The sequence below is a fragment of the Streptomyces sp. NPDC039462 genome (assembly GCF_055639375.1).
This window is the reverse complement of sequence record NZ_JBVKAO010000004.1, coordinates 82,756-104,861: the sequence shown is the minus strand read 5'-3', so window position 1 is coordinate 104,861 and position 22,106 is coordinate 82,756. Positions and strand designations below refer to the sequence as shown.

At 71.5% G+C, this 22,106-nt stretch carries 25 protein-coding genes and 1 tRNA gene; 5 read left to right on the top strand and 21 right to left on the bottom strand.

Annotated elements, in window-relative coordinates; all coding sequences use genetic code 11:
- Positions 1-20 precede the first annotated feature (20 nt).
- Entirely contained in the window at positions 21-2,495 is a 2,475-nt protein-coding gene (locus ACZ7LU_RS22850) for an MFS transporter (RefSeq protein WP_471917844.1), read from the bottom strand.
- Positions 2,496-2,592: 97 nt separating this feature from the next.
- The gene (locus tag ACZ7LU_RS22845; protein ID WP_468301919.1) at positions 2,593-3,096 is read right to left on the bottom strand and encodes a MarR family winged helix-turn-helix transcriptional regulator; all 504 of its coding nucleotides are present in this window, start codon (positions 3,094-3,096) and stop codon (positions 2,593-2,595) included.
- A 175-nt stretch (positions 3,097-3,271) separates the two neighbouring features.
- On the opposite strand from ACZ7LU_RS22845, the gene ACZ7LU_RS22840 reads away from it, so the two are divergent.
- Positions 3,272-3,472 (top strand): hypothetical protein, encoded by a 201-nt coding sequence (locus ACZ7LU_RS22840; protein ID WP_398301646.1) that lies wholly within the window; start codon positions 3,272-3,274, stop codon positions 3,470-3,472.
- Positions 3,473-3,791: 319 nt separating this feature from the next.
- Here ACZ7LU_RS22840 and ACZ7LU_RS22835 read toward each other — a convergent pair whose 3' ends face one another.
- The 9 genes from ACZ7LU_RS22835 to ACZ7LU_RS22795 all read right to left on the bottom strand — a co-directional run bounded on the left by ACZ7LU_RS22835 (position 3,792) and on the right by ACZ7LU_RS22795 (position 9,400).
- Positions 3,792-4,034 (bottom strand): hypothetical protein, encoded by a 243-nt coding sequence (locus ACZ7LU_RS22835; RefSeq protein WP_471917843.1) that lies wholly within the window; start codon positions 4,032-4,034, stop codon positions 3,792-3,794.
- Positions 4,035-4,662: 628 nt separating this feature from the next.
- Positions 4,663-5,526 carry an RNA polymerase sigma factor SigF gene (locus tag ACZ7LU_RS22830; RefSeq protein WP_471917842.1) on the bottom strand — a complete coding sequence of 288 codons (864 nt, stop codon included), beginning with the start codon at positions 5,524-5,526 and terminating at the stop codon, positions 4,663-4,665.
- 244 nt (positions 5,527-5,770) lie between these two features.
- A complete protein-coding gene (locus tag ACZ7LU_RS22825; protein ID WP_471917841.1) occupies positions 5,771-6,631 on the bottom strand; it encodes an RNA polymerase sigma factor SigF in 861 nt (286 codons plus the stop codon).
- A gap of 241 nt (positions 6,632-6,872) precedes the next feature.
- Positions 6,873-7,166, bottom strand: coding sequence for a Dabb family protein (locus ACZ7LU_RS22820; RefSeq protein ID WP_030780402.1), 294 nt, complete (start codon positions 7,164-7,166; stop codon positions 6,873-6,875).
- Between the two features lie 55 nt (positions 7,167-7,221).
- Positions 7,222-7,401, bottom strand: coding sequence for a hypothetical protein (locus tag ACZ7LU_RS22815; RefSeq protein WP_150169725.1), 180 nt, complete (start codon positions 7,399-7,401; stop codon positions 7,222-7,224).
- A gap of 374 nt (positions 7,402-7,775) precedes the next feature.
- Positions 7,776-7,863, bottom strand: a tRNA-Ser gene (locus tag ACZ7LU_RS22810).
- A gap of 71 nt (positions 7,864-7,934) precedes the next feature.
- Complete coding sequence (gene tadA, locus ACZ7LU_RS22805) at positions 7,935-8,366, bottom strand: tRNA adenosine(34) deaminase TadA (RefSeq protein WP_471918127.1); 432 nt, start codon at positions 8,364-8,366, stop codon at positions 7,935-7,937.
- Between the two features lie 105 nt (positions 8,367-8,471).
- Complete coding sequence (locus tag ACZ7LU_RS22800) at positions 8,472-9,026, bottom strand: tRNA adenosine deaminase-associated protein (RefSeq protein ID WP_471918126.1); 555 nt, start codon at positions 9,024-9,026, stop codon at positions 8,472-8,474.
- 203 nt (positions 9,027-9,229) lie between these two features.
- Positions 9,230-9,400, bottom strand: coding sequence for a hypothetical protein (locus tag ACZ7LU_RS22795; protein WP_362992040.1), 171 nt, complete (start codon positions 9,398-9,400; stop codon positions 9,230-9,232).
- Positions 9,401-9,556: 156 nt separating this feature from the next.
- Between ACZ7LU_RS22795 and upp the strand changes: the two genes are divergently transcribed.
- Entirely contained in the window at positions 9,557-10,192 is a 636-nt protein-coding gene (gene upp / locus ACZ7LU_RS22790; RefSeq protein WP_398301638.1) for a uracil phosphoribosyltransferase, read from the top strand.
- Between the two features lie 141 nt (positions 10,193-10,333).
- Here upp and ACZ7LU_RS22785 read toward each other — a convergent pair whose 3' ends face one another.
- Together ACZ7LU_RS22785 and ACZ7LU_RS22780 are read right to left on the bottom strand one after the other, a co-directional pair.
- On the bottom strand, positions 10,334-10,993 hold the full coding sequence (locus tag ACZ7LU_RS22785) for a LytR C-terminal domain-containing protein (protein ID WP_398301636.1): 660 nt from the start codon (positions 10,991-10,993) through the stop codon (positions 10,334-10,336).
- A 165-nt stretch (positions 10,994-11,158) separates the two neighbouring features.
- Positions 11,159-11,455 carry a type II toxin-antitoxin system VapB family antitoxin gene (locus ACZ7LU_RS22780; protein WP_003955420.1) on the bottom strand — a complete coding sequence of 99 codons (297 nt, stop codon included), beginning with the start codon at positions 11,453-11,455 and terminating at the stop codon, positions 11,159-11,161.
- Positions 11,456-11,601: 146 nt separating this feature from the next.
- Here ACZ7LU_RS22780 and ACZ7LU_RS22775 point away from each other — a divergent pair, with 146 nt between their 5' ends.
- Entirely contained in the window at positions 11,602-13,248 is a 1,647-nt protein-coding gene (locus ACZ7LU_RS22775; RefSeq protein WP_471917840.1) for a helicase HerA-like domain-containing protein, read from the top strand.
- Between the two features lie 60 nt (positions 13,249-13,308).
- On the opposite strand, the gene ACZ7LU_RS22770 is transcribed toward ACZ7LU_RS22775, so the two are convergent.
- The 3 genes from ACZ7LU_RS22770 to ACZ7LU_RS22760 all read right to left on the bottom strand — a co-directional run bounded on the left by ACZ7LU_RS22770 (position 13,309) and on the right by ACZ7LU_RS22760 (position 14,577).
- Positions 13,309-13,479, bottom strand: coding sequence for a hypothetical protein (locus ACZ7LU_RS22770; RefSeq protein WP_471917839.1), 171 nt, complete (start codon positions 13,477-13,479; stop codon positions 13,309-13,311).
- Between the two features lie 71 nt (positions 13,480-13,550).
- Entirely contained in the window at positions 13,551-13,880 is a 330-nt protein-coding gene (locus ACZ7LU_RS22765) for a hypothetical protein (RefSeq protein ID WP_471917838.1), read from the bottom strand.
- Positions 13,881-13,968: 88 nt separating this feature from the next.
- Positions 13,969-14,577, bottom strand: a complete 609-nt coding sequence (locus tag ACZ7LU_RS22760; protein ID WP_471917837.1) for an HhH-GPD-type base excision DNA repair protein — start codon at positions 14,575-14,577, stop codon at positions 13,969-13,971.
- A gap of 171 nt (positions 14,578-14,748) precedes the next feature.
- Between ACZ7LU_RS22760 and ACZ7LU_RS22755 the strand changes: the two genes are divergently transcribed.
- Entirely contained in the window at positions 14,749-16,350 is a 1,602-nt protein-coding gene (locus ACZ7LU_RS22755) for an ABC-F family ATP-binding cassette domain-containing protein (RefSeq protein WP_471917836.1), read from the top strand.
- A 129-nt stretch (positions 16,351-16,479) separates the two neighbouring features.
- Positions 16,480-17,055: a GNAT family N-acetyltransferase gene (locus tag ACZ7LU_RS22750; RefSeq protein WP_471917835.1), complete on the top strand. Its 576-nt coding sequence runs from the start codon at positions 16,480-16,482 to the stop codon at positions 17,053-17,055.
- 69 nt (positions 17,056-17,124) lie between these two features.
- Here ACZ7LU_RS22750 and ACZ7LU_RS22745 read toward each other — a convergent pair whose 3' ends face one another.
- From ACZ7LU_RS22745 to ACZ7LU_RS22725, 5 genes are all read right to left on the bottom strand, one after another.
- Positions 17,125-18,000, bottom strand: coding sequence for an ankyrin repeat domain-containing protein (locus tag ACZ7LU_RS22745; protein ID WP_471917834.1), 876 nt, complete (start codon positions 17,998-18,000; stop codon positions 17,125-17,127).
- Positions 17,937-18,743 (bottom strand): hypothetical protein, encoded by an 807-nt coding sequence (locus ACZ7LU_RS22740; RefSeq protein WP_471917833.1) that lies wholly within the window; start codon positions 18,741-18,743, stop codon positions 17,937-17,939. Before ACZ7LU_RS22740 ends, ACZ7LU_RS22745 begins: the two co-directional genes overlap by 64 nt.
- Before the next feature lie 99 nt (positions 18,744-18,842).
- Positions 18,843-20,297: an FG-GAP-like repeat-containing protein gene (locus ACZ7LU_RS22735; protein ID WP_471917832.1), complete on the bottom strand. Its 1,455-nt coding sequence runs from the start codon at positions 20,295-20,297 to the stop codon at positions 18,843-18,845.
- Between the two features lie 122 nt (positions 20,298-20,419).
- Positions 20,420-21,268, bottom strand: a complete 849-nt coding sequence (locus ACZ7LU_RS22730; RefSeq protein ID WP_471917831.1) for a hypothetical protein — start codon at positions 21,266-21,268, stop codon at positions 20,420-20,422.
- Between the two features lie 52 nt (positions 21,269-21,320).
- The gene (locus ACZ7LU_RS22725; protein ID WP_468302169.1) at positions 21,321-21,677 is read right to left on the bottom strand and encodes a helix-turn-helix domain-containing protein; all 357 of its coding nucleotides are present in this window, start codon (positions 21,675-21,677) and stop codon (positions 21,321-21,323) included.
- Between the last annotated feature and the right edge of the window lie 429 nt (positions 21,678-22,106).

The window sequence follows — 22,106 nt, the reverse complement described above, 5'->3', positions numbered from 1 at the left end:
CGGCCACGGGCCGGGGTCGGTCACTCGCCCGGGTGGGCGAGTTCGATGTCGTGGCCCTCGACGCCGCTGCCGGCGACCGTCAGGCCCGTGGCCACCGGCGGGTACCCGGTCGCGATGACCGTGTACTCCCCGCTGTCCAGATCGGTGAAGGCGTACGCCCCGTCCGTCCCGGTGGTGGCGGTGGCGACGACGTTGCCCGCGGCGTCGACCAGCGTGACCCGCGCGTCGTTCAGCAGGCCGCCGCCCGCGCGCACCGTGCCGAGCACCCGCGCACCGGAGCTGAGCTCGACCTCGACCCGGGTGACCCCGGTGCCGCCCACCTCGACGGGCAGGGCCAGCGGCCGGTGTCCGGCGGCGTTCACCGCGATGGTGACGGTGCCGGGGACCAGCTCGGCGAAGGTGAACTCGCCCTGCTCGCCGGAGAGTCCGGTGGCGAGGACGTCACCGCGTACATCGGTCACGATGACCATCGCACCGCTGACGGGCAGCTTGCTGTCGGCGTCGCGCACGAGGCCGCTCAGCCCGCTGGTGCCGCTGAGGAGGATGTCGTACGACAGCGCTTCCTCGCCCACGACCACAGTCGAGGCCTGCGGCTGGAAGCCGTCGGCGGAGGCGATGAGCACATACGAACCCGCGCCCGGGGCGTCGACGGTGTAGGCGCCGTCGCCCTGCGCGACCGAGCGGCCGAGCTGCCGTCCCCCGAGGGAGATCAGCGTGACGGCGGCCTGCGGCACGGGCGCGCCCTCGGCGCCGCGGACGAAGCCGCGTACCGGAATGCCGCCGGTGATCTGCGGAAGCTCACCGGATCCCGCGCCGGGCTGCGCGGCGGACGCCGTGGCGGCGAGCCGCTGCGTGCCCTCGGGCCCGGTCTCGGTCGTCGAGGTGACGGAGGCGAGCACGGGCTGCTCGGCGGTGGTGGCGGCAGTGTCTGCGGGGGCCGTGGCAGCGGTCGGGGCCGCACCCTCCGTGTTCTCCGCGGCCTGGGCGAGCCCACCCGACGTCCGCAGCGGAACCTCCTTGATGAACAGCGTGATCAGGAAGGCGATCAGCGCCATCGGCGCGGCGATCAGGAAGACATCGGCGATGCCGTGCCCGTACGCGCTCTCCATCACCGTGCGGAACGGCTCCGGGATCTTGTCCAGGTCGGGGATGCCGCCGCCGCCCGTGCCGCCGTGGCCGAACTGCGCCGCGGCCTTGGGGCCGAGGTCGGTGATGCCGTCCTTGACGTAGTCGGTGATGCGCGTGGACATGATGGCGCCGAGCGCCGAGACACCCATCGCACCGCCCAGGGAGCGGAAGAAGGTGACGGTGGAGCTGGCGGAGCCGAGGTCCTCGGGGGCGACCTGGTTCTGCGTGCAGAGGACCAGGTTCTGCATCATCATGCCGATGCCGAGGCCCATCAGGGCCATGAAGATCGCGATGTGCCAGTACTCGGTGTCGTACCGGATGGTGCCGAGCAGACCGAGGCCCGCCGTCACCAGCACACCACCGCTGACCAGCCACGCCTTCCACTTGCCCGTCTTGGTGATGACCTGGCCGGACACGGTGGACGAGATGAACAGACCACCGATCATCGGGATGGTCATGACGCCGGACATCGTCGGGGACTCGCCCCGCGCCAGCTGGAAGTACTGGCTGAAGAACACCGTGCCCGCGAACATCGCGACACCCACGAAGAGCGAGGCGAGCGAGGCGAGGGTGATGGTGCGGTTGCGGAAGAGCCGCAGCGGGATGATCGGCTCGCTCGCCCTGGACTCGACGAACACGAAGATCAGTGCGAGCAGCACCGAGCCGCCGACCATGGCGCCGGTCTGCCACGACATCCAGTCGTACTTGTCACCGGCGAAGGTGACCCAGACGAGGAGCAGGCAGACGGCGGCGCTGATGAAGAAGGCGCCGGCCCAGTCGACCTTGACGTCGCGCTTGACGACGGGGAGCTTCAGGGTCTTCTGGAGGACGATCAGCGCGATGATCGCGAAGGGCACGCCGACGTAGAAGCACCAGCGCCAGCCGAGCCACGAGGTGTCGGTGATGACGCCGCCGAGCAGCGGACCGCCGACGGTGGCGACGGCGAAGGTCGCGCCGAGGTAGCCGGAGTACCGGCCGCGCTCGCGCGGGGAGATCATCGCGGCCATCACGATCTGCGCGAGGGCGGAGAGGCCACCCACGCCGATGCCCTGCACAACGCGGCAGGCGATCAGCATCCCTGCGCTCTGCGAGAGACCGGCGACGACCGATCCGCCGACGTAGATGATCAGGGCTATCTGTACGAGCGCCTTCTTGCTGAAGAGGTCGGACAGCTTGCCCCACAGGGGCGTCGTCGCGGTCATCGCGAGCAGCGACGCGGTGACGACCCAGGTGTAGGCGGACTGGCCGCCGCCGAGGTCGCCGATGATTTCGGGCAGGGCGTTGGAGACGATCGTCGACGAGAGGATCGCCACGAACATGCCGAGCAGCAGCCCCGACAGCGCTTCCATGATCTGCCGGTGCGTCATCGGAGCGTTCTCACCGTGGTGACCGTGGTGAGCTCCGTGCTTGGCATGGCTGCCCCGCACACCGGCTGGTGTGGTTGTTGCCATGGAATTCCTTTTCTTACGCGGGTGTACGGGTGGTCTCCGACGTGGTCTGTACGTCGTGGGGGGAAGGGGACAGCCGGGCCGAAGCCGCGCGGCAGTCCCCGAAGCTGTCGCGCAGTCGCGCGAGCAGCGTGCTGAGCTGGACGACCTCGTCGTCGGTCCAGTCGTGCAGGTAGTGGGTGAGCGTGCGGATGGAGAGCTCGGAGAGCTCGTCCACCTTGGCCTTGCCCTCGGTGGTGAGCCGCAGGATCCGGGACCGCTTGTCCGCGGGGTCGGGATCGCGGACGATCCACTCCTTCTCCGCGACGTGGGCGACGTGCCGGCTGGTGACCGACATGTCGACGGCGAGCAGCTCCGCGAGCCTGCTCATCCGCATCGCGCCGTGGCGGTCGAGCAGGATGAGCACGGCGGCGGATCCGGCCGGGCAGTCGTGGGGGAGCCCCCGGCCGAGGCCACGCTTCACGGCACCGATGGCGCTGAGCTGTCGGGCCAGCTCCTCGTACTGACGCTGCGCGGCCACGGCACCTCCTGAATATTTGTTGCTTAGGGCAACGATAAGAGCAGTTGGTTGCTGCAGGCAAACTAAAAGGGGCCCATCGGACTAAAGAGTCGGCAAAGCGTTGGGGGCCCGCTCGTAAAGTCCCTGGCCAGAGGGGGTTGGGCCGATGGCGCTGGATTCGCTAGTGTCCTGCCCCATGGCACACAACCCCCAGGGCAACCCGGGCAACCCCGACCCCGCCGGCAGCACGCAGATGTTCCGCGCCTTCGTCGACGAGGCGCCGCAGGGCCGCCGACAGCAGGCCGCGACGTCTTCGGGGCCGCGCGTCGGCCTGATCGTGGGCGTCGTTCTCGCGATCCTGGTGGTGGCGGGCGTGGCGTGGCTCGCCCTTAAGTAACGGCAACGAACTCGACGTCTCTACGCGGGTGGGGGCACCCTGTCCCACTCGGACCGCCCCACCTCTTACCGCGACTGTCTCTCTGCGGGCACGCTGTGGTTGCTCGCGCAGTTCCCCGCGCCCCTGAGGAAGTCCACCCTGAGCCATACGGAATGGCTGGCCCCCCAAGGGGCGCGAGGAACTGCGCGAGCGACCACGACGCGCCCGCAGGCGAAGGACCGGCCGGGGGGACCACGGTCAGGGGCGCGGGGAACTGCGCGAGCGACCACGACGCGCCCGCAGGCGAAACGGAACCGCCCCCCCCGCCGGGAGGGGCGGGCTAGTGCCACTCGACCGAGACGTCCCGCGTTTCGACGTGCATGCCCAGCGGCACGCGCCACGCGTCCACGCACACCGGCCAGGACTTCTCCCTCTTCTGCCCGGGGCCGATCGGCGCCGGCAACTGCACGGTCGACTCGATCGTGGCCCAGTCGACGCCGAGCGCGCCGATGATGTGCGTACCGAAGGTGACCGTTCCCGAACGGACCGGTGAGCCACCGGTGTTGCGGAAGGTGACCGTCACCTTGTCGCACCAGCGCTTGGCTCCGGGCTCACGCTCAGGGTCACCGAAGCTGAGCTTCGCGGGCCCACTCGGCGAGTTACTCGGGGTTCCCGGGGCGCTCGGCGTGCCAGGCCTGTCCGGTGTGCCAGGCCTGTCAGGCGTACCCGGTGAGCTCGGCGTACCCGGCGCACCCGGCGTACCCGGCGTATCCGGGGAGTTCCTGTTTCTGACAGGGCCCTCCGAAGGCCCCGTCGACGGATCCGCAGAGCCCCCTCCCGTACCCCTCGAAGCCCCGCCCGACGACGACTTCCCCTCCGAGGCACCCCCACGACCACCCTTGGCCCCGCCAGTCCCGTCGCCTCCCTCAAGAGGGATCAGCCGCACGTCCGCAGTCGGGCCCACCGGCCTGTCGGGGGCCTGGGCGCCTCCCGGGGAGGAGCCCGCCGCCCCGGTCGCCACGTACCCGTCACCGCTGCCGCCGCCGCAGGCGGACAGCAGCCCGCCGAGGCACAGCGCAGCGCACCCCGCACCGAGTATGTTCCGCACACCTCGTCGCATCGCGTCAGTGTGGCTGACGGTCCGTCAATTAGGAACCCCGTCAGCAACACCGGTCCCGCCACGGCCGCGTGGCGACGCCGTCAGGACGCCGTCAGTCCGAGATCAGGCCCTCGCGCAGCTGGGCGAGCGTCCGCGTCAGGAGGCGGGACACGTGCATCTGCGAGATGCCGACCTCCTCGCCGATCTGCGACTGCGTCATGTTGGCGAAGAAGCGCAGCATGATGATGCGGCGCTCGCGCGGCGGGAGTTTGGCGAGCAGGGGCTTGAGGGACTCGCGGTACTCCACGCCCTCCAGGGCCGAGTCCTCGTACCCGAGACGGTCCGCGAGGGAGCCCTCGCCGCCGTCGTCCTCGGGGGTCGGGGAGTCGAGGGAGGACGCCGTGTACGCGTTGCCGACGGCGAGGCCGTCGACGACGTCTTCCTCCGATACGCCGAGCGCGATGGCCAGTTCGGCCACGGTCGGCGAGCGGTCGAGCCGCTGGGCGAGCTCGTCGCTGGTCTTCGTGAGCGCGAGCCGCAGCTCCTGGAGGCGGCGCGGCACCCGCACCGACCAACTGGTGTCCCGGAAGAAGCGCTTGATCTCACCGACGACCGTCGGCATGGCGAACGTCGGGAATTCCACGCCCCGTTCGCAGTCGAAACGGTCGATCGCCTTGATCAGGCCGATGGTGCCGACCTGGACGATGTCCTCCATCGGTTCGTTGCGGCTGCGGAAGCGGGCCGCGGCGTACCGCACGAGGGGGAGGTTGAGCTCGATGAGCGTGTCCCGTACATAGACGCGCTCCGGGCTGTCCTGGGCGAGCGTGGCGAGCCGCAGGAAGAGGGAGCGGGACAGGGTCCGGGTGTCGATGGCTTCCGAAGCCGGTGAGCTGTGAAGCGCGTCGGGCGCGGACTCGCTCGGGCTCTTGGTGAGCGTGAGCGTGAGCACCTTCGAGCTGCCCTGGTCTGCGGACATGCCACCCCCTTGAGGTCGCGGACGGTCGCGGCGGGCGCTCCCGTCGGAGGAACGCAGCCTCCACCTGAATACCGGAGGTGGGGCTACGGCAAACGCGGTTCCAGCAGAATGTCACATGTCGGCAACGCGCTGTAGTTACTTGTCGACAAACAAGGGTGACATCCGTGCAGGAAAGAGGGGGTCTGCGCCATTTCAGCAAAGAGTGCCGTCGGGAAGAGCTCCGACGGCACTCCACTCGTTACGGTTACGCCTCGATCCGATTTGCGGACCGAAGGCGCGCGAAGCTTCTGGCGAGCAGTCTCGACACATGCATCTGGGAAACGCCCAATTCGGCGCTGATCTGTGACTGCGTCAGATTGCTGTAGTAGCGGAGGAGAAGGATCCGCTGCTCGCGCTCGGGCAGTTGGACCAGGAGGTGGCGGACGAGATCGCGGTGTTCGACGCCGTCGAGCGCGGGGTCCTCGTAGCCGAGCCGGTCGAGCAGGCCGGGCAGTCCGTCGCCCTCCTGGGCCGCCTCCAGCGACGTCGCGTGGTACGAGCGCCCGGCCTCGATGCAGGCGAGCACCTCGTCCTCGGTGATGCGCAGCCGCTCGGCGATCTCCGAGGTCGTCGGCGAGCGCCCGAAGGCGGTGGTGAGGTCCTCGGTGGCCCCCGTCACCTGCACCCACAGCTCGTGCAGCCGCCGCGGCACGTGGACCGTGCGGACGTTGTCGCGGAAGTACCGCTTGATCTCACCGACCACGGTCGGCATCGCGAAGGTCGGGAACTGCACCCCGCGCTCCGGGTCGAACCGGTCGATGGCGTTGATGAGCCCGATGGTGCCGACTTGGACGACGTCCTCCATCGGCTCGTTGCGGCTGCGGAAGCGCGCGGCCGCGTACCGCACGAGCGGCAGGTTGGCCTCGATGAGGGCGCCGCGCACCCGGCCGTGCTCGGGGCTGCCCGGCTCCAGCTCCTTGAGCTGGCCGAAGAGCACCTGGGTCAGGGCGCGGGTGTCGGCACCCCGGGTGCTTCCGGAGCTCGGGGTGTTTCCGGAACTCTGCGTACTTTCGGAACTCTGTGCGGTCCTCGCGGGCGGCGCTTCGGGCGCAGTACTGGCCGGCACGGTCAACGCCACCCCTTCTCAGACAGGCACTGTCAGTCAGGCACAGTCAAGCTCGGTCGACGCTCGGTCGACCTCGGTCAACTCATCCGTCAAAAGCGGTCATAGCATCACAAGACATGTGCACTGTGTGCAAGCACCTGATAACTCCGTGTTGAAGGCAAGTTGGGGCGTACGACGCGGAACGGCCCCGCACCATCGCGGTGCGGGGCCGTTCGGCGGGCGGGGCGGCGGGGTGGCCGACTCAGAACTCGTAGTCCGCGATCACCCACGTGGCGAACTCGCGCCACAGCGCGACGCCCGCCTGGTGGGCCGGGTGCTCGATGTACCGCTTCAGCGCATCGGTGTCCTCGACCGCCGAGTTGATGGCGAAGTCGTACGCGATGGGGCGGTCGGTGATGTTCCAGTCGCACTCCCAGAACGTGAGCTCCGGGATCTGCTCGCCGAGGGCGCGGAAGGCCTTGACGCCCTCGACCACGCGCGGCTCGTCGCGCCGCACGCCGTCGTTGAGCTTGAAGAGGACCAGATGGCGGATCACGGGCACTCCTTGGAGAGGGCTGGGGCCGGGCGGCGCCGGCGGCCTGGGCGGCCGCTCAGTCCTTGCCTCCGTTGGCGACCCACGTCATGAAGTCACCGATGCTCTGAGCGGCGCTCGAAATGCCTTCGAACCCTATCTGCACGTAGTCGGCGGCCTTGGCGGGGTCGGTGATGATCACGTAGAGCACGAAGACGACCACCGCGAAGAGGCCGAGCTTCTTCCACTGCACTGCCACGATCTGGCCTCCCCTTGCCGTGCCCCGTGTGACCCCTGTGACGGCGGCGAGTCTAACCCGGACGGTACTGACGGGGTTTTTAGGGACCAACGGCCCGGTGGCGGAGGCCCTTTGCCCGCGCTCCACGGGGGCGCGGGGACGCAGGATGGGGGTGAGCCCGGCGGATCTGGCAGGAGTCCGCGGGGTGAGGGACCGGCCCCACTGCGGGGTCCGCGCCGTCCGCTTCCCCCGGCGGCGGCGTCGACTTGAGGGCCTGGTCCTCGTCGGGGGAAGCGGCTGTCCCCCCGATGCCGCTTCCCCCGCCCATACTCACGGCTCACGGAACGACGAAGGGCCCGACCAGCTCGGCTGGTCGGGCCCTTTCGTATCAAGAGCGGTAGCGGTGGGATTTGAACCCACGGAAGGGGGTTACCCTTCACTCGCTTTCGAGGCGAGCTCCTTCGGCCGCTCGGACACGCTACCGAGAGGAACTCTAGCCCAAAGTGGCCCGCGGACAGAAATCCGTTCGGCGCCGGATCCCGCGAGGCCCTGAATCAGCGCTTGCGGAAGAAGTCCGTCAGCTGGGCGGCGCACTCGTCCGCGAGGACACCGTGGATGACCTCGGGGCGGTGGTTGAGCCTTCTGTCGCGCACGACGTCCCAGAGGGAGCCCGCCGCGCCGGCCTTCTCGTCCCGCGCTCCGTAGACGACCCGGTCCACGCGGGACTGCACGAGCGCGCCCGCGCACATCGTGCACGGCTCCAGCGTCACGACGAGCGTGCAGCCGGTCAGCCGCCACTCGCCGGTCGTGGCGGCGGCCCTGCGCAGGGCGAGCACCTCCGCGTGCGCGGTGGGGTCGCCGGCCGCCTCGCGTTCGTTGTGCCCCACGGCGAGCACCGTCGTGCCGTCCGGGGACAGCACGACGGCGCCGACGGGGACGTCACCGCCCTCGACGGCGCGCTCGGCCTCGGCCAGAGCGAGCCGCATGGGCGCCCGCCAGCGGTCGCGTACGGGATCGTTCTCGGTGCTGTGAACGGTGATGCGGTCGGTGATGTGGTCGGTCGGGTCGGTCGGGTCGGTCACACGGGGAACCTAGCGGACGGTCTCGAGCACCTCCGCCGCGCCGAGGACGTCGGCGATGTCGTTGAGCGCGTCGCCGGCCTCCAGACCGAGCAGATCCTTCTCCGGCACGCCGAGGTCGGCGAGGATCTCCGTGTCGCCGAGCGGCCCGGACGGCACGCCCGACGTACCGGGTGCGTCGTCCTCGGCGTCCGGCTCGGCGTCGGACGCCTCCGGCTCGCCGTCCTCCGTGCCGTCGAGATCGAGGGCGTCCAGGTCGACCGCCTCCTCGCCGTCGGGGTCGCGGCCGAGCATCTCGGCGGTGAGCAGGATCTCCCCGTACGAGCTGCGGGCGGCCGCGGCCGCGTCCGAGACGTAGATACGGGGGTCTTCCTCCCCGTCCACGCGGACGACGCCGAACCACGCGTCTTCCTGTTCGATGAAGACGAGCACTGTGTCGTCCTCGTAGTCGGCTGTGGCTTCGCGGGCCAGGTCGGCCAGATCCGACAGGGTCTCCACATCGTCGAGCTCCGTGTCGCTCGCTTCCCACCCGTCTTCGGTGCGCGCGAGCAGTGCGGCGAAGTACACCGTGACTCTCCCACTGGTCATAGGCAGTGCCGGTTGGCGGTTTGGGGTCCCCCCGGCGAGGTCGGGGAGCGGGGAGTGCTGATGCCAAGCCCCGCCCATTCGGAATCGTGGCAGAAACAGCGCCGTCAGGAGAGGTCTTCCGGCCGCTGTGTTCCGCGTCGCGTTTTTCCCCGGCTCCCACGGGCCCGTCGCCGGGCGGGCCGCTACCAGCGGAACGTACGCATGCGCATCTGCTGTCGCATGCGTGCCGCCCGGGCGCGGCGCGGCTTCACCCGGTCGCGGAGCTCGATGGCCTCGGCGCGTTCGCGCAGGAACTGGGCGCGGCGCCTACGACGCTCGGCGTCGGTCTCGTCTTCCGGTTTGCGCTCCACCATGGGCCACACCACCTCAGTCCGTACGTCCCCACCTTCCCTCGGTCGGCGGCATTGATGCCGGTGGGATGCGGGTGAGATGCCGATGGGGCGCTGGTGAGGTGCTGGTGGGGTGCCGGCGAGGAGGGAGTGGCTCCGCGCCCGGTTACTGTTGATGCCATGCGGATCCACGTCGTCGACCACCCGCTGGTGGCGCACAAACTCACCACGCTGCGCGACAAGCGCACCGACTCCCCGACCTTCCGGCGCCTCGCCGACGAGCTGGTCACCCTGCTCGCGTACGAGGCCACCCGGGATGTGCGCACCGAGCAGGTCGACATCGAGACCCCGGTGACCGGGACGACCGGCGTGAAGCTGTCGCACCCGCGCCCGCTGGTGGTGCCGATCCTGCGTGCCGGTCTCGGCATGCTCGACGGCATGGTCCGGCTCCTGCCGACCGCCGAGGTCGGCTTCCTCGGCATGATCCGCAACGAGGAGACCCTGGAGGCCTCCACGTACGCGACGCGCATGCCGGAGGACCTCTCCGGGCGTCAGGTGTACGTCCTCGACCCCATGCTCGCCACCGGCGGCACGCTCGTCGCGGCGATCCGGGAGCTCATCAAGCGCGGCGCCGACGACGTGACCGCCGTGGTGCTCCTCGCCGCCCCCGAGGGCGTCGAGATCATGGAGCGCGAGCTGGCGGGGACGCCGGTGACGGTCGTGACGGCCTCGGTCGACGAGCGGCTCAACGAGCAGGGCTACATCGTGCCGGGCCTCGGCGACGCGGGCGACCGGATGTACGGGACCGCGGAGTAGCTCCACCGTACGGGGACGGCGGAGTGGCTCCGTTGTGCGGGGACGGCGGAGTGGCTCCGTTGTGCGGGGACGGCGGAGTGGCTCCGTTGTGCGGGGACGGCGGAGTGGCTCCGCCGTTCTCGTGGCCGGGCCGGTGTCCGGCTAGCAGTTCTTCTTGCCTGACGGCTTGGACGTCGGCTCGGGCTTGGCCAGTGCGGCCAGGGCCTTGTCGGCGTCCTCCTTTTTGGCCAGCTCCTTGAACCGGTCGCCGATGACCAGGTCGACCTCGCCGCCCTTGCGGCCGTCGGCCTTGCGCTCGGCGTCCGCGAGCTGTGTGCCGAGCACCGGGAGCGCGGTGTCGGCGGCCGTCTTGGCGCCGAGCAGCAGCCCGGTGCCCTTGACCTTCTTGTCGTACTCCTTGGTCGCGTTCCCGACCTTGCCGATGGCGAAGCCGCGCTTCTTGAGCTCGTCGGCGGTCTTCTTGGCGAGGCCGGCGCGGGGCGTGGCGTTGAGGACGTTGACCTTGATCTGGCCCGGCCGGGGCAGCGGTTTCGGCTTCGCGGCCCGGGCGGGGCCGGCCGGCGCGCGGTCCCGGTCGCGGTCGCAGTCGCCGCTCGCGCGGGCCGCGGCCGAGGCCTTGTCGCCCCCCGTGAAGACGTCGATGAGCTGCAGGGTGCCCCAGCCGATCAGCCCCACCACCACGGTGGCCGCGACGACCGCGAGCGCGATCCTGCGGCGACCGCTCGGGCGGCGCATCCGTGGGTACTTGTCCCCCGTGATGCGGTACGGGCCGCCCATGTCGGGGGGAGTGAGCATGCTCATGGGCGCAGCGTAGTGCGGCGGGGCGGCGATGCCTACTAAATGATCATTGCCCGGTGCTCAGTGCAACCCGAAAGGGTCAATGCGGGCCGGGAGGGCGCTCGGACGGGAGCCGGGAGGGCGCCCGGACGAGGGCAGGAGGGTGCTCGGGCGGGAGAGCGGGTGGCGTCAGCCCAGTTCGAGCACGCGCGCGTGGAGGACCTGGCGCTGCTGGAGCGCGGCGCGGACCGCGCGGTGCAGTCCGTCCTCCAGATAGAGGTCGCCCTGCCACTTCACGACGTGCGCGAAGAGGTCGCCGTAGAACGTGGAGTCCTCGGCGAGCAGCGTCTCGAGGTCGAGCTGGCCCTTGGTCGTCACGAGCTGATCGAGGCGGACCGGGCGCGGCGCGACGTCCGCCCACTGCCGGGTGCTTTCCCGGCCGTGGTCGGGGTACGGCCGGCCGTTTCCGATGCGCTTGAAGATCACACGGAAAGCCTACCGGGCAAGGCTCTCCGGGCGCAGCCATGGCGACGGAGTGCGAGCCTGGGAAATGCCGCCTTAAATCGGCTCAAAACGGAAACACGTCAGCCGGAACAGGGGCCGAAGTGAGCGAGAGCCAGCCGATTCCGTCCATGCCGGATCATGCGAACCGCCCGAACGAGTCTCCGCCGGCCGGGGGAGTGACGAGCGGAAGCAAGAATTCCGAGGGTGCGGCCGGGAGCGCCGACGCCGGGGCCTCGCTGCCCCGGGAGGCCTCGGAGATCGCCGCCGGATACGCCTTCGCGGGCCCCGCCCTCGAACTGGGCGCGCTGCTGTGGGACGGGCGGTGCCACGCCGACGCGCAGATCCGCGTCCCCCTCCCCATGCTCAACCGCCACGGCCTCGTCGCCGGCGCCACCGGCACCGGCAAGACGAAGACCCTGCAGCTCATTGCCGAACAGCTGGCCGCGCGAGGCGTGCCCGTCTTCCTCGCCGACATCAAGGGCGACATCTCCGGGATCTCGGCCCCCGGCGAGGCGGGCGACAGGGTCGCGGAGCGGGCGCGGGACGTGGGGCAGGAGTGGCGGGCGACCGGATTCCCGAGCGAGTTCTACGCGCTCGGGGGCATCGGCACCGGGATCCCGGTCCGGGCCACCGTCACCAGCTTCGGCCCCGTGCTGCTCTCCAAGGTGCTCCAGCTCAACCGGACCCAGGAGCAGTCCCTCGCCCTGATCTTCCACTACGCCGACCAGAAGGGCCTCGAACTGGTCGACCTGAAGGACCTGCGGGCCGTCGTCACCTTCCTGACCTCCGACGAGGGCAAGCCGGAGCTCAAGGGCATCGGCGGCCTCTCGTCCGCCACGGCCGGCGTCATCCTGCGGGCGCTCACCGCCTTCGAGGCGCAGGGAATGGCCGACTTCTTCGGGGAGCCGGAGTTCGACACGGGCGAGTTCCTGCGCCTGGCGCCGGACGGGCGCGGCCTGGTGTCCGTCCTGGAACTGGCCGACGTCCAGAACAAGCCGCACCTCTTCTCGACGTTCCTGATGTGGCTGCTCGCCGACCTCTACAACGACCTGCCCGAGGTGGGCGACGTGGAGAAGCCGAAGCTCGTCTTCTTCTTCGACGAGGCGCACCTCCTCTTCAACGGCGCCTCGAAGGCCTTCCTCGAAGCCGTCACGCAGACCGTGCGGCTGATCCGGTCCAAGGGCGTCGGCGTCTTCTTCGTGACGCAGACGCCGAAGGACGTGCCCGCGGACGTGCTCGGACAGCTCGGCAACCGCGTACAGCACGCGCTGCGGGCGTTCACTCCCGATGACCAGAAGGCGCTGAAGGCGACGGTACGGACGTTTCCCGACTCGGCGTACGACCTGGAGGAGGTCCTGACCGGCCTCGGTACGGGCGAGGCCGTGATCACCGTGCTCAGCGAGAAGGGCGCACCGACCCCCGTCGCGGCGACGCGGCTGCGGGCCCCCGAGTCGCTGATGGCCCCCGTGGAGGCGGACGCGCTCGCCCGAGCGGTGCGGTCGTCGCCGCTGTACGAGCGGTACGCGGACGCGGTCGACCGCGAGTCGGCGTACGAGAAGCTGACGGCTCGGCAGGCGTCCCCGGGGCCGGCACCTCAGGGGTCCGGGCCCGGGTCCGGACCCGGGGCCAAGTCCGGGTCCAAGTCCGGGTCCGGTTCCGTCGTGGAGCAGGTGATGGAGAGCGGAATGTTCAAGTCCCTGCTGCGGTCCATGGGGACGCAGATCGGCCGGGAGATCTCGCGCTCGGTGTTCGGGACGGCTCGGCGCAGACGCTGACCTGCGGGGGCGCCTTGAGCGCCTGCGTCTGCGTCTGCGTCTGCGCCGGGGCCGGGGTTGTCAGGCGTCGCTTGAGTGCGGGTGCTGGTGTTGCTGCTGCGGGTCCCGCTGCCGGTGGTGGTCCTCGTCCTGCTCGGCGGACGCCGGGCGGCGGGCGGGTTCGTGGGGTGCGGTGCGCGCGGCTTCCGCGCGGAGGAGGGCTTGCAGGGCCGCGTAGGGGTCCATGGGCATGGGAACGTCCTTCGATCTGCGCTGGAGTACTGGTGCTGGTGGGGGGGGGAGGGCGTGCGTGCGCCTCCCTGTCAGCAGCGCAGGACCGCTGTGCGCGGAGTCGGGACGTGAGGGTGGAGGCCCTGGGGGCGTGGGGCGGGCGGCGTGGCGCGCCGGGCCGGGACCGGGGCGGGCGGGCGCGCGGTGGGCAGGCGCGTGGCGTGCCGGGTGGGGAGACGCAGCGCCGTCTCGGTGGCGTCCTGCTGGACCTCGCCGCCGATCTCCGCGGCGAGGGCGGCCGGAGGAGGCGGGCCCGCCTGGGCGGCGGGGGCGGTGGCGAGCGTGGCGAGGAGGAGCGCGAGGAGGGTGAGCAGTGCGCGGGGCCACGTGGGGCGCAGACGTGGCGGATCCGGAACGCTCATGCAGGGCATGTCCCCGCCCGCGCCGCGCACGGACCGCCGTACGCCGAGATCCGCTCGCTTGGACTACGGCCGCGGGCGGGGAGAGCCGCTACTTCTTTGTTGCCTTTGTCGTCTTCGTCGACGCGGCCTTCGCCGCGGCCTTCAGTTCCTGTTTGTGGGCGCGGACCTTCCGGAGCGATTCGGGGCCCGTGATGTCCGCGACCGAGCGGTACGCCTTGGGGGCGCCGTAGTCGCCCGCGGCCTCGCGCCAGCCCTTGGGGCGTACGCCCAGCTGCTTGCCGAGGAGGGCGAGGAAGATCTGGGCCTTCTGCTTCCCGAAGCCGGGGAGGTCGTTCAGGCGCTTGAGGAGTTCGTCTCCGGTGGCGGCGTCCTGCCAGATGGCCGTGGGATCGCCTTCGTAGTGTTCGACGAGGTACTGGCAGAGTTGCTGGATCCGCTTGGCCATCGAGCCCGGGTAGCGGTGCACGGCCGGTTTCGTGGCGAGGAGCGCGGCGAAGGCCTCGGGGTCGTACGCCGCGATTTCCTGGGCGTCCAGGTCGTCCGCCCCCAGGCGCACAGCGATCGTGTGCGGCCCCGCGAACGCCCACTCCATGGGGACCTGCTGGTCCAGGAGCATGCCGACCAGCGCTGCCAGCGGACTGCGGCCGAGGAGCTCGTCGGCGTCCGGCTCCTGTGCGAGGTGAAGGGTCACGTCCATGGCTCGATGATCCCTCGCGGGCGGACCCGTCGCAGCGCGCGGGAAATCCGGATGCGGGTGCTTCGGGGGGTTCGTTACCGTAGAAGGCATGTCTACGCCCCGCATTTCCTAGCCAGGACACACGCCTCCACGCCACCCGTGTGTCCATTCGCTATTGCGGAGCGTTACCTCATGATCACCGTACGAGGCGCCGACGTGCGCGCCGGTGCCCGCCTGCTGCTGTCGGGCGTCTCCTTCCACATCGCCCCGGGCGACCGCGTCGGCCTGGTCGGTCGCAACGGCGCCGGCAAGACCACCCTGATGAAGATCCTCGCGGGCCGGGCGGCCCCCGCCGAGGGCACCGTCACCCGCGCGGGTTCCGTCGGCCACCTCGCCCAGGACCCGGGCGCCGCCGACCCCGCCGTCACCGTCACCGACCGCATCCTGTCCGCGCGCGGCCTGGACGAGGCGGTCACCGCGCTGCGCACCGCCGAGGCCGCGATGGCGGCGGCCGAGGGCCCCGCGGCGCAGGAGCGGGCCATGGCCGCGTACGCCCGCGCGGACGACCGGTTCCAGGCGCGGGGCGGCTATGCCGCGGAGGCGGAGGCCGCGCGGGTCGCCGCCGGGCTCGGGCTGCCCGAGCGCACCCTGCACCAGCCCGTGGGCGACCTGTCGGGCGGCCAGCGGCGCCGCGTCGAGCTCGCGCGGATCCTGTTCTCGCAGCACGACACCCTGCTCCTCGACGAGCCGACCAACCACCTCGACGCCGACTCGGTGGCCTGGCTGCGCGGCTACCTGGCGGGATACCCGGGCGGACTCGTGCTCATCAGCCACGACACCGGGCTGCTCGCCGACACGGTCAACCGCGTCTTCCACCTGGACCCCCGGCGCGCGGCCATCGACGTGCACAACACCGGCTGGCACGCCTATCTCGCGCAGCGCGCTGCGGACGAGCGGCGGCGTGTGCGGGAGCGCGCCAACGCCGAACGGAAGGCGGCCTCGCTGCGCGCCCAGGCCGACAAGATGCGCTCCCATGTCGCGACGGCCACCGCCGCGAAGAACATGGACCGGCGGGCCGAGCGGATGCTCGCGGGGACGGAGCCGGTGCGGCGGGGCGAGAAGGTGGCGCGGATCCGGCTGCCCGAGCCCGCGCCGTGCGGCCGGATGCCGCTCGGCGCGGTCGGCCTGACCAAGGCGTACGGCTCGCACCGCGTCCTCACGGGCGTCGACCTGGCGGTCGACCGGGGCAGCCGGCTGGTCGTCCTCGGGCTCAACGGCGCGGGGAAGACGACGCTGCTCCGGTTGCTGGCCGGGCGTGAACTCCCGGACGAGGGGCGGGTCGTCGCGGGGCCGGGACTGCGGCTCGGGTACTTCGCGCAGGAGCACGACACGCTGGACGGGGCGAGGACCGTCCGGGAGAACCTCGCGGACGCGGCGCCGCAGCTGACGGACGGGGAGGTGCGGCGCGTGCTGGGATCGTTCCTGTTCGGCGGGGACGACGCGGACAAGCCCGCCGCGGTCCTCTCCGGCGGTGAGAAGACGCGGCTCGCGCTGGCCGGGCTCGTCCACTCGGGTGCGAACGTCCTGCTGCTCGACGAGCCGACGAACAACCTCGATCCGGCGTCGCGGGACGAGGTGCTCGGCGCCGTCGGCACCTACCCGGGGGCCATCGTGATGGTCACGCACGACGAGGGCGCGATCGACGCGTTGCGCCCGGACCGGGTGCTGCTGCTGCCGGACGGCGACGAGGACCTGTGGAGCCCCGACTACAAGGACCTGGTCACGCTCGCCTGACCGGGACACCTCCAACCACTGCGGCCGGACGGCGACTTGAGAACCGGACGGCGACTTGAGAAGGCGACGCGAGGAGGCGACCTGAGAATGCGATACGCGCCGTACCGGCCGCTGTGGTTCGATGCTGCGATGAAGCGAGACCGTGCCGCCGACGCGGCCGACGGACATCCGGTGCTCCGGGTCAGGGAACGTGCGGGCCAGAACGACTTGGAGGCGTGCGTCGGTGTGCTCGCGGGCGTCCACAAGTCGGACGGCTACCCCGTCAACTGGCCTGCCCATCCCGCGGACTGGCTGGAGGGGGCCGGCTCGCTCGGGGCCTGGGTGGCCGAGCTCGACGGTCGGGTCGTCGGCCATGTCGGCCTGTCCCACCCGGGTGAGGGGGACGAAGCCCCCGGCCTGTGGGGCGAGCGCGCGGGCGTGGGGGCCGCCGGCGCGGCGGTCGTCAGCCGCCTCTTCGTCGCCCCGGACGCACGCGGGCACGGCATCGGCGCCCTGCTGATGGGACGAGCCGTGCGGGAGGCGCGGACGCGCGGACTGCATCCGGTCCTGGACGTCGTCTCCACCGACACGGCGGCCGCCGCGCTCTACGAACGCATGGGCTGGCAACTGCTGTCCGTCGTGGAACAGGAGTGGGGCCCGGACCAACGAGTCACCCTGCGCTGCTACGCGGCCCCACCGGAACCGGAGCCTTCGCCTAAGGGGTGACGGCGACGGGGCCCTGCGGCTCAGCCACCGCGTGCTGGGTTGTGAGCACGTCTGCCCGGGCGCCGCCGGTCATGGCGTCTCTCCGGGCGTCGACTCGCTGCTGTGTCGGGCGCCTTGGGTGCGCAGCCACCGTGCGACGTCCTCGGCGCCGGGGCCGGCGCCGGGGGCGGTGGCGATGTCCAGGGGTGTCATGCCGTCGTATCCGATCCAGTTGAGGTCGGCTCCGTGCTCCGCCAGATAGCGTGCGGTGGGCAGGTGCCCGCCGTGGCAGGCGCCCCAGAAGGCGCTGGTGATGGCGGCGGGGTCGGGTCTTGTTTCGGTTTCTGTTCCCGTTGCCGCTCCCGCTCCCGTTGCCGCTCCCGCTCCCCCTCCCGTCGCTGTCCTCGTCCTCGTCCCTGTCTCTTCGGGGCCGCCTTCGATCAGGGCCGTCACGCGAGGTAGGAGGCCAAGCGTCGCCGCGTCCTGCAAGGTTGTCCGGGCTCCGTGCTCCAGGAGTCGCCGGGCCGCCCGCCACTGTCCGAACGCGCGGGCGTCGGCCAGCGGGGTGCCGCCCGCGATCACCGCCCCCGTCGCCTCGATGTCCGCGCCCGCCGCGATGAGGGCGTCGAGCGCCGCTACGTCGTCGTTGCTCGCGGCCCAGTGCAGGGGTGTCTCGCTGTGCGCCCCGACGAACCGGGCGTCGGGGTCGGCGCCTGCCGCGACCAGGACGGCGATGGCCTCGGGGCCTGAGGGGAAGTGCCCGGGCCAGTCCGTGGCGATGTGCAGCAGGCTGCGGGTGCCCGCGGCCTCGCCGGTCTGTCTGATTCCCGTGGCGGCGAGTCCGGGATGCGCGTCGAGGAGGCGCCGCAGGGCGCTCACGTCACCGGAACGGATCGCTCCGGTCACCTCGACGGCCAGCGGGTCCTCTGCGTCGAGAAGTGGGTCCTCCGCGTCGAGAACTGCCATGCCCGACCTCCTGATCGACTGCCGTCGATTGTGTCAGCGGGCACTGACATCGGCCGTTCCCCGTCCGGCGAAACGATTCGCCCAGGCCGGTGCCAGAGGGCGGCGAGGAGGATCGCCGCGGCCACCGCGACCAGGTGTTCGCGTCCCGCGAGGCTCGGCTCGGCCAGCGAACCCGCCACCGTCGGGACCACCGCGGCGAGGAAGAGGACCGGTGCCCGCCGCGCCACGGCCGTGAAGGCGAAGAGGCCGACGATCGCCGCGGACGCACCGGTGTCCACCGTGTGCGCGGCGTCGGCGGGAAGCCCGAGCCGGTCGGGTCCCAGGGCGATCATCACGCGCGCCGAGAGAGTCCCGGCGAGCGTGACGGCGTACGCGACCACCAGCGTGCGGACGCGCCCGAAGAGCAGCTCGGCGAGCGCGAACGCCAGGAACAGCCGGGGCAGCCCGCCCCACGCGGGCAGGTCCGCCGCGGGCACGAACACCGAGACGGGCGTGCGGAGCAGGGAGAGCCAGAGGGGCTGGTCCGCCCGCACCTCACTGAGCACACGCACCACACCGGCCCCCGTGCCGGTCTGCTGGAACTCGTGCAGACCGATCACGGCGAGGGTGGCGAGGGCGGCCAGGGAGACCCCCAGGGGGCCGCGCTTCCGGAGTGCGCGGAACGGCTCTACGACGACGTTCCGCCACTCCCGGAGCAGCGCGTCCCCGCACCGGGCCGCAAGACGGACGACCAGGCGTGACACCAGCTGTTCATCCTCTTCATGCGCTTCGGGCGGGCGAATGGGGAGGATACGTGACAGGGACAGGGGCCGGGGCAGCTGCGGGGGTGTGGCGGGCTGCTGTCAGCCCGCGAGTACGTCTCCGAAGTACGAAAGGCCCGCCGGGCCGCCGAGTCCCGTGCCGCTGACCGACTTCGAGCCGGTCGCGGTGGTGCCGGACGCGGTGGTCTTGAAGAGCCAGACGGAACCGGCGCCGTCGTTCTCGCCGTACGCGCCCGCCACGAGCTCGGCGCGGCCGTTGCCGTCGGCGTCCGTCAGGCGCACCGAGGACCCGAAGAAGTCCTGGGACTCCGCGGTGCCGGGCACACCCTCCGTGCTCTGCGAGAACGCCTTCGCGCCCGTGCCGGTCAGGCCGCTCGCGGAGCCGCGCAGGACGACGACCGAACCGGCCTTCTTCGCGCTGCCCAGCGTCTCGGAGTACGCGCCGACCGCGATGTCCGCGTAGCCGTCGCCGTTGGTGTCGCCCGCGGACAGGCTCCAGCCGAACGCGTCGCCCTTCTCCGCGGCGCCGGGCACGCCCGCCGTGTCCTGGGTGATGCGGACCGGGGTACGGGTGCTGAGGCCGGTCGCGCTGCCGTACGTCACCGTGACCGCGCCGCCGGGGCCGCCGTTCGGCTCGTCGGCCGACTTCTCCATGAAGTTTCCGGTGACGATGTCGCCGTAACCGTCCTTGTTCACGTCGGCGACCGTCGCTGCGTAGCCGCCCGCGACCTTGCCGGCCGGCTTCAGCGTCGTACCGCCCTTGTAGAGGACGCTGCGGGTGCGGTACCCGTCGCCGTTCTCCTCCTGGCCCATGACCAGCAGGTCGGTGGCCGCGTCGCCGTTGACGTCACCGGCGACGAGCTTGTCGGTGTTGATGCCGGTCGCGTCGTACGTGTCGATGCCGGTGAGGGCCGCGGCCTTGCCGTCCCGCGAGAGGGGGCCCTTGAAGATGTTCAGCCCCGGAGAGGCGTTGTTGGCGGCGGCGAGGTCGGTCTTGCCGTCGCCGTCGAAGTCGCCGGCCGCCACGGCCCAGCCCAGCTCGTTGCGGTTCTCGGGCAGCGGCGAGGTGATGTCGGTCGCCGTCTTGAGGCCGCCCGATCCGCCCCAGACCACGGTGAGCGCGCCGGAGTCGCCGGTGCTGCCGAGCTGCTCGCCGTGCACGCCGACGACCAGGTCCGTGTAGCCGTCGGCGTCGAGGTCACCGGTGGTCATCCGGTCACCGAAGTAGTCGCTGCTCTCCGGAGTGCCGGGTATGCCCGCGGTGGCCTGGCTGATGAGGGTGCGCTTGGTGGTGTCGAGGCCGCTCGCGGTGCCGTAGACGACGGCCACGTAACCGGCGCCGGACTTGCCCGAGACGGTGCCGAGGGGCGCGGAGATCGCGAGGTCGCCGTAGCCGTCGCCGTTGAAGTCGGCGCGTACCTCGTCCGGGCCGTCGGCGGGCGCGGCACCGGCCGTGGCCGCCGTGGCGGCGAGGAGGGATCCGGTCAGGGCGGCCGTGGCGGCACCGGCCAGGACCGTACGGAACATCTTGGGCATGCGGGTTCTCCTGCGCGGAAATCGGGACGCCCGCGATTCGGGCGCCTCTGCCTGGCGGCCCTTGAGCGGGGCGCTTCGGCGCACAGAAGACCTTCGTGGGGGCACGGAGGTTGTACGAGTGTTCAGTCTTGGTCGTCGGGGTCGGGGTCGGGACCGGGACCGGGGCCGGGGCCCGGCCCGGATCGCGGGCGCCTCGGTGCGTCGTCGCGGCGCCTGCGCGGCCGGTGCGCCATCAGGTCCCGCGTGCCGCGGGCCTCGTCCGTCCCCACGATGGGGAGGGGGTGGGTGCCTCGGGGGCCCGCGGGGAAGTGGAGGAGCCGGGCGGAGGAGTCGGGAGACGGCCTCGTGTCGGCGGTGGGGTGGGTAGTGGGGTGGATAGCGGCGTCGGTGTGGGCGTCGGCGTCGGCGTGAGTGTCGGCAGCGGTGTGGGTGTCGGGGCAGGCATGGCTGTCGGGGCAGGCGTGGGTGTCGGCGGCGGGGCGGACATGGGTGCCGGTGCAAGTACCGGTGCCGGCGCTGGGGTCCGTGTCGGCGCACGTATCGGTGTCGGCGCGGGTATCGGCGTCGTCGTGGCCGGCCGCCTCTCCGTCCCTGGAGCCAGGTCCGCCCCCGGCTCCGGCCCCGGCCCAGGCCCCGGTCCGGCCCCCGTGCTCCGCGTCGGCCGCCCGTGCGTGCTCCGTCGCGCGGGCGTGTTCCGCCCAGCCCTCGCGGAACCAGCGCAACTGGGTCTGCTGCGCCTCCTCCTCGGTGAGGATCCGTACGCCGTCGATCCCGGCCTCCTGGATCTTCGAACCGAGTTCGATCAGCAGCCCGCCGACGAGGTAGGCCACCTCCTCCGCCGCGGTCGTCTCCCTCACGACGTCGTGGTGTCCCGCTCCGTGGTGTCCCGCACCGTGGTGCCCGGTGCCGTGGTGTCCCGCTCCGCGACGACGTGCGCCGCCGGACGGCCCCTCCGCTTCGTCAGTCGGCATGTTCGCACTCCCTCTGCGCCCGGGCTGCGTAAGTCGGCCCCCTGCTGTTCGACTACTCGACCTGCGGCAGAAACGCCTTCGTGACTCTCACGAAGACCGCCTGCAACTCCGGAGGAATCCCCATCTTCCGGGCCGCTTCCTCGGGGCTGAGCAGTCGGGGGGCGTCGGTGTCACCGCCCCGGACGCCCGCGATCGGCAGGTCGTTCTCGGAGAGTCGGCCGGAGCGGATCAGCATGTCCCGCAAGGGGACTCCGAGCACCGTCGCCAGGCGTCGCATCGTCTCCAGGTCGGGCATGCTCTGCCGCTGGATGAGGCGGCTGACCGCGGCCCGGTGCACGCCGGCGTCGTCCGCCAGCTTCGACTTGCCGCCGCCGCGCGGGCTGTCGATGTCGTAACCGCGCTCGCGCATCACGCCCTCGATCCACTCGGCGAACTCGTCCAGTTCGTCCGCCCGGTTCCGGCCACTCTCTCTGCCGCTCTCCCGGCCTTGGCCCGGGCCGTGGCCGTGGCCGGAACCGGGTCTGGGTCCGGGTCCGGATCGGTACACCTGGTCGCTGCGGGCGCTGGCCCGTGAGCTGGACACCATGTCGTCGCTCTCCCCTCGTCGCAGGGCGAGCGTACCGATCGCGCGCGCACCGAAATATGTGCGCGCTCGCACGTTGTTGTGAAGATCCCGCGCAGGCGTACGCGTTTTCAGCCATCTCCGACTTCCTCTCCTGTCCCACACCCCTCCGTTTTTAGTTGCGCATGCGCACGCAGCGTGGAACTCTGATCACGCATCCACGACTCGAACTTATGTTCGCATACCCGCGGAGGGGCTGCGCATGTCTCATCGGAC

Coding starts and splice junctions, on each gene's coding strand:
- ACZ7LU_RS22765 (WP_471917838.1), bottom strand. CDS start 13,880: ATGAGCGTTCCGGATCCGCCACGTCTGCGCCCCACGTGGCCCCGCGCA.
- ACZ7LU_RS22785 (WP_398301636.1), bottom strand. CDS start 10,993: ATGAGCATGCTCACTCCCCCCGACATGGGCGGCCCGTACCGCATCACG.
- upp (WP_398301638.1), top strand. CDS start 9,557: ATGCGGATCCACGTCGTCGACCACCCGCTGGTGGCGCACAAACTCACC.
- ACZ7LU_RS22730 (WP_471917831.1), bottom strand. CDS start 21,268: ATGCCGACTGACGAAGCGGAGGGGCCGTCCGGCGGCGCACGTCGTCGC.
- ACZ7LU_RS22725 (WP_468302169.1), bottom strand. CDS start 21,677: ATGCGCGAGCGCGGTTACGACATCGACAGCCCGCGCGGCGGCGGCAAG.
- tadA (WP_471918127.1), bottom strand. CDS start 8,366: ATGCGGCTCGCTCTGGCCGAGGCCGAGCGCGCCGTCGAGGGCGGTGAC.
- ACZ7LU_RS22770 (WP_471917839.1), bottom strand. CDS start 13,479: ATGCCCATGGACCCCTACGCGGCCCTGCAAGCCCTCCTCCGCGCGGAA.
- ACZ7LU_RS22735 (WP_471917832.1), bottom strand. CDS start 20,297: ATGCCCAAGATGTTCCGTACGGTCCTGGCCGGTGCCGCCACGGCCGCC.
- ACZ7LU_RS22850 (WP_471917844.1), bottom strand. CDS start 2,495: ATGACGCACCGGCAGATCATGGAAGCGCTGTCGGGGCTGCTGCTCGGC.
- ACZ7LU_RS22760 (WP_471917837.1), bottom strand. CDS start 14,577: ATGGACGTGACCCTTCACCTCGCACAGGAGCCGGACGCCGACGAGCTC.
- ACZ7LU_RS22750 (WP_471917835.1), top strand. CDS start 16,480: ATGAAGCGAGACCGTGCCGCCGACGCGGCCGACGGACATCCGGTGCTC.
- ACZ7LU_RS22795 (WP_362992040.1), bottom strand. CDS start 9,400: ATGGTGGAGCGCAAACCGGAAGACGAGACCGACGCCGAGCGTCGTAGG.
- ACZ7LU_RS22775 (WP_471917840.1), top strand. CDS start 11,602: ATGCCGGATCATGCGAACCGCCCGAACGAGTCTCCGCCGGCCGGGGGA.
- ACZ7LU_RS22755 (WP_471917836.1), top strand. CDS start 14,749: ATGATCACCGTACGAGGCGCCGACGTGCGCGCCGGTGCCCGCCTGCTG.
- ACZ7LU_RS22830 (WP_471917842.1), bottom strand. CDS start 5,526: ATGTCCGCAGACCAGGGCAGCTCGAAGGTGCTCACGCTCACGCTCACC.
- ACZ7LU_RS22745 (WP_471917834.1), bottom strand. CDS start 18,000: ATGGCAGTTCTCGACGCGGAGGACCCACTTCTCGACGCAGAGGACCCG.
- ACZ7LU_RS22840 (WP_398301646.1), top strand. CDS start 3,272: ATGGCACACAACCCCCAGGGCAACCCGGGCAACCCCGACCCCGCCGGC.